Annotated in this window: 5 protein-coding genes; 3 read left to right on the top strand and 2 right to left on the bottom strand. The window is 68.0% G+C overall.

Annotated elements, in window-relative coordinates; translation table 11 throughout:
• From V7053_RS17960 to V7053_RS17950, 3 genes are all read left to right on the top strand, one after another.
• Positions 1 to 745 (top strand): hypothetical protein (locus tag V7053_RS17960; protein WP_334173629.1); only part of this gene is annotated, 745 nt, incomplete at its 5' end.
• Positions 746 to 2,107: 1,362 nt separating this feature from the next.
• Positions 2,108 to 2,905, top strand: coding sequence for a ParA family protein (locus tag V7053_RS17955; protein WP_334173628.1), 798 nt, complete (start codon positions 2,108 to 2,110; stop codon positions 2,903 to 2,905).
• On the top strand, positions 2,902 to 3,285 hold the full coding sequence (locus V7053_RS17950; protein WP_334173627.1) for a ParB family protein: 384 nt from the start codon (positions 2,902 to 2,904) through the stop codon (positions 3,283 to 3,285). The genes V7053_RS17955 and V7053_RS17950 overlap by 4 nt, the downstream gene beginning before the upstream one ends.
• A 653-nt stretch (positions 3,286 to 3,938) precedes the next feature.
• On the opposite strand, the gene V7053_RS17945 is transcribed toward V7053_RS17950, so the two are convergent.
• Positions 3,939 to 4,220, bottom strand: coding sequence for an HU family DNA-binding protein (locus V7053_RS17945; RefSeq protein ID WP_334173626.1), 282 nt, complete (start codon positions 4,218 to 4,220; stop codon positions 3,939 to 3,941).
• A gap of 249 nt (positions 4,221 to 4,469) precedes the next feature.
• Positions 4,470 to 4,699, bottom strand: a 230-nt coding sequence (locus V7053_RS17940) for a helix-turn-helix domain-containing protein (protein WP_334173625.1), incomplete at its 5' end; no start/stop codon positions are given.

Below are 4,699 nucleotides of genomic sequence, written 5' to 3'. Positions count from 1 at the left end.
GCCAGAGGACGGCTCCGAGCGAACCAACGAGGCCGCCGTCTATGTCGTGTGCGTGCCGGCCCCCCTCGCGGCCGTCGACGCTGTGGATAAGACTGAGACCCCTCCCGCCCAAGGCGGTTCTCACCTTAAAAAAGAAAAGAACCCCCCGCACACGCACGAGGAAAACACCCAGAAGGACGCGGCTGCGCCGCGAGCTCCATTCTGTGGCGAGGCCCTAGCGGGCCTCGCCCAACTCACCACAGGCGAGAACCGCCCGCTCACACTATGGCCGCTTCACCGGACGCCCGCCACGACAATGGCCCGGCGGGCCGCGGCCGCCGAGGTCCGCCACCGTGCGCCCGCACTGGGCTGTCTGAGCGTGCGCGACGTCGCCGCCGTGCTCCGGCCGTTCTTCATCGCCGGATGGAGCGCAAGCGATGTCCTCCACGCCCTGGACTGGCGTCCTGACGGGACGCGCTGGCCCCACGACGGCCCGCCTTCGTGGACGGACACAAGCCGTGTGCGCGGCTGGCTCCGCTACCGCCTCGCAGGCTGGACCCGCGACGGCCAGCCCGTGCGCTCCCCCGAGCAGCGCAAGCAGGCCCTCCGCACGGCACAAGCCGTTGAGCGCCGCCGCGTGCTCGAGAAGCAAGCAGAGCGCGCCGCCCTCGCAGCCGTCCACGGCGCGCCTGTGCCCTGGCGCGTCCGCCTCGCCCAGCACGGCTACAAGCCGGAGCCGGCCAGGTTCCCCATGGTCCGAGCCTGAGCTGCCCGGGCCGCCGGGTGCCGTGGTCACCGCCCTTGAGCTTAAGACGAGGCACTGGGCGCGCGGGGCCCGGCACTGTGGGTATCCCCCGTGGGATCGCGACCCGGGTTCCTAGACCGCTTCATTCCGCGGACGCCTGCGCAGTTCGCCGTGCGGACAGACCCATCGAAATTCTCTGAAAACCCTAGGAAAATCAAGGAAATCAGTTGCCCACCAATGCCACTGATAGTACTATTAGTGCTGAAGGGAGCGAGAGGAGAAGCGTCACGGACCATCCGCACGGCGGCCGCGCAGCCGACGCCCGCCGACCGGTTCGCCTCCGCCCCCGATCTCGGAGATGACGGCCAGACGCTCACCGTGGGAGCCGGCAGCCACCCTCTCCCCTGCCGAATGAGCCCAGATCAAAAACATGAATAGTACTGTTACCTCTATTGGAGGCAATCAAGATGGCACTCGCCTCGGAGCCGCTCAGCATCCACGCCATGGTCAGGAACGGCTGCCCGTTCTCGCTGATGCCATCACGGACCCCGCAGCTGACGCCGAAGACGCAGCCTGACCCGAACAGTACTATTGCTGCTACTTAGCGAGGGTAGCGGCAATAGTACTATTCATACTGAAGGAGAGAAGAGACGCAGAACCCTCGCCGCCTTCGCTTCCAGAACGCGGCCACCGAGCCAAGAGGAGCGCGAAGCCCTGGAAGGCGCCTACGCCGCATGGGCCAGGCGCGAAAAGCCGACGGCAGCGACACTGGGGCATGAAACAGCGCGCGAGTTGACCGAACCCCCCTCATATGGGTCGCGCGGACCACCGATATCGAAGATCTATCACCGAATAGCCGGAATAGTACTGTTGCCGCTAAGAGAGGCATTCACATGGCAATTAAGACCGCCAACACACCGGGCAGAACTGTCGAGTGGTACGACATCCTACCGGAGGAGCGCCACCGGGAAGGTCGAGCAGGTCTCGCGCCCGTATATGCTCGCCCGTGCAATGACGGCTCCGGGGGCCTTTGGGAAGACAGACTCACCCACATCACCATGCGGGCGTACGAGCTCACGCCTCGCGACTGAAAGGCATAAAAGTACTGTTAGTACTAACCGAGTTGGCAACTCGGTTAGTACCAAGAGAGTTAAAAGGAGCGGCAATGCCAGGCCACGATCCCCCGCGAATCGTGGCGAATCCGCTCTGCCCGCTCGGCCCGAGCCACCCGTCCACGCGTTGCGCCACGATTCCCAGCATCAGTACTAATAGAGTCAGATACGACGTGGGGGCGATCGGCCAGCCCATTTAGGCCGGGCGGGGTGCCGAGCCGTTCAACAGCACCGGGCCCCCAACAGTACTGTTCCCACCATTGGAGGCATCATGACAGCTCGAATCCTCGCCCTGTGCAACCAGAAGGGCGGTGTCGGCAAGAGCACCACGGCTTTCCAGCTCGCGCGCGCTGCCGTGCTTCGGGGCTCCCGCGTGCTCGTGGTCGACCTCGACCCCCAGGGCAACATCACCTCTACTGCGGCCGCCGACGTCGTGCCCGACGACCAGGCTGGCCTTGCCGATGCGCTCAGCGCGCGAGCTGAGGAGACAGTCCGCGACGTCATTGTGCCCGGCGTATGGCCGGGACTTGACGTCGTGCCCACCAGCGGCGAGACATTGGGCTTCGTACGCGACGAGCTGGTGATTGCAGGCGCCGGCCGCGAGGGCCGGCTGCGCGAGGCCCTGGCCGACGTCCTGCAGGACTACGACCTGATCCTGGTCGATTGCGCCCCTAGCCTCGACCAGCTCACCATCAACGGCCTGACGGCCGCGCACGGCGTCGTCATCGTCACCCACTCCAAGCAGTGGAGCTTGAGCGGCCTCGCCCAGCTCCTGAACACGATCGAGAGCGTGCGCCAGTACTACAACCCCTTGCTGCGCATCTCCGGCGTCATCGTCAACCAGCACGAGGAGCAGACCATCGGCGGCAAGTACTGGCTCGATGAGTTGCACACCGCTGCCCGGGAACGGGGCCTAACCGTCCTGGCACCGCCCGTCCCCAAGCGCGTTGCGATCGCAGACGCCACCGAGGCAGCCCGTGGCCTCGACGAATGGGGGACCGCCGACGCCGCGGCGCTCGGCGCGATCTACGCCGACCACCTCACGACCCTCGAAGGAGCCAAGGCATGAGCGCACGCCCCGCACCTCGCAAGTCGAGTCTGGCCGGGTCGAGCCCCCTCGCCCCGCCAGCAACACCCGAGCCAGCGGCTGAGACCCGTACATCCGCGCCCGCCGAACCGACCCGCTCGGCACCCGCTCGGCAGTCGGCTCGGGCCAAGCCGAAGTACCCGCCCAAGGTGAGCTTCTACCAGGATCCCGAGGACACCGACCGCATGCGCGCCGCGCTCCTGCACACGCTTGTCACCGAAGGTTCGCGCTCGCTCTCGCAGTTCATCCACAACGCCGTCATGACTGAAGTGATCCGACTCGAGCGCAAGTACAACAACGGCGAGCCGTTCCCTCCCGTGGGTGCCCGCGAGCTGCCGCAGGGCCGGCCGATGGGGGAGTGAGGCCAGCTGTAAAGGCCGCACAGGCCACCGAGCGGGAAGGGCGCCCCTCCGACACCGAAGCGGGGCACCCTTCCCCTTTCCGTGCGCCGACTTCAGCTGACGCTGAACGGCGCCGTGGAAGGATCGGAGCCATGCGCCTCCTTGCCGACGTCATCACCGCGGCCGCCGACGCCAGGCACTCCACCCCGGCCCAGTTCGACTACGCTCTTGGCCATCGCGGGCGACGCTGAGGTGCGCGCGATGCTCGTCTCAGGGGCGACTCACCTTGCAGTGCAGGAGATGCCGGGGGACCAGGGCCCGCGGCCGATTGGGTCTGCGGTCCTTGGGTCGGGAGCGGCGCGTCCGTTGTGCCGTCCCGGACTGCTGATCGGTCCCCGTCGGAGCGGGTTGCGGACGTGCCTGGGTGCATGGGCGCGACTCTGCCACCTCCTGGGGGGCCGCTGAGGTGTGCGGAGTGCCCGTGCACCTGATCTCAGGCTCCGCGCTCTCTGGGCTCGGCGATAGGGCCGAACTTCCCAGGGTTTCCCTGGGAAGGACCTGTGGGTCAAGGCCGTGGGGGCTTCGGGGGTGCGGGCGGGCAAGGGCGCAAGGACCGGAGAAGCCTGGCCGGGGGAAGGCGGTTCGAACGCCCTGGCCGGGCTGGGAGCGGGCTGCTACTTGGCTGCGGCGGCCTTGAGCTTGGATCCGGCCGTGATCTTGACGCCGAAGCCGGCAGGGATCTGGAGTTCCTGGCCGGTCTGGGGGTTGCGGCCGGTGCGGGCGGCGCGCTCGGTGCGCTCGACGGCGAGCCAGCCGGGGATGCTGACCTTCTCGCCGGTGGCGAGGGAGCCGGCGAGGATGTCGAACAGTGCGTCGAGCACCCGGTTGACGGCGTTCTGGCTGAGGTCGGTCTTGCCTGCCACCTCGGCGACGACCTCGCTGCGGTTCTTGGCCACGTTTTCCTCCTGTGCTCCGGCCGGGTATGGGTCAGCTCCGGGGGGGTCCGCCCCTCGTGCTGGGGATGAAACTACCAGCGTGCGGCGCCCCGCCTGGGCAGGCGCGTGGATCGTGGTCCCTGCCGCCGTTGCAGGAGCCCCCTCGGATGCGCTGCGCGGGCAGCGGGGGCGCGGCCCTCCGCTCGCCGTCCTGGCATCGGCACGCGGAGGGGGCTGCTGTCCGCCGAGTGCGCTGAGGGGACGCGCCGACTACAGCTGGTCGACGAGTGCCCGGGAGCGCCTGTAGAAGGTTGCGCGGGACATTCCGAGGTCGCGGGCGACCTGGGCGGCGGGTTCGCCGGCTTGGACGAGGCGGAGGGCGCTTCTGATCTGGCTGTCGGTGATCCGGCGGGGCCGGCCGCCGAGGTCCTTCCCGGCTTCCCTTCGCTTGGCGATGGAGTCGGTGACGCGTTCGCGCTTGATCTCGTGCTCCATCTGGG

The sequence above is a fragment of the Sinomonas sp. genome, assembly GCF_036848755.1.
Classification (GTDB): domain Bacteria; phylum Actinomycetota; class Actinomycetes; order Actinomycetales; family Micrococcaceae; genus Sinomonas.
Note: the sequence above shows the minus strand (reverse complement) of the source record. Positions and strands in the feature narration are given on the sequence as shown.

What these genes read in the sequence shown, in the direction of transcription:
- V7053_RS17955 (WP_334173628.1), top strand. Translation starts at nt 2,108, where the DNA reads ATGACAGCTCGAATCCTCGCCCTGTGCAACCAGAAGGGCGGTGTCGGC.
- V7053_RS17950 (WP_334173627.1), top strand. Translation starts at nt 2,902, where the DNA reads ATGAGCGCACGCCCCGCACCTCGCAAGTCGAGTCTGGCCGGGTCGAGC.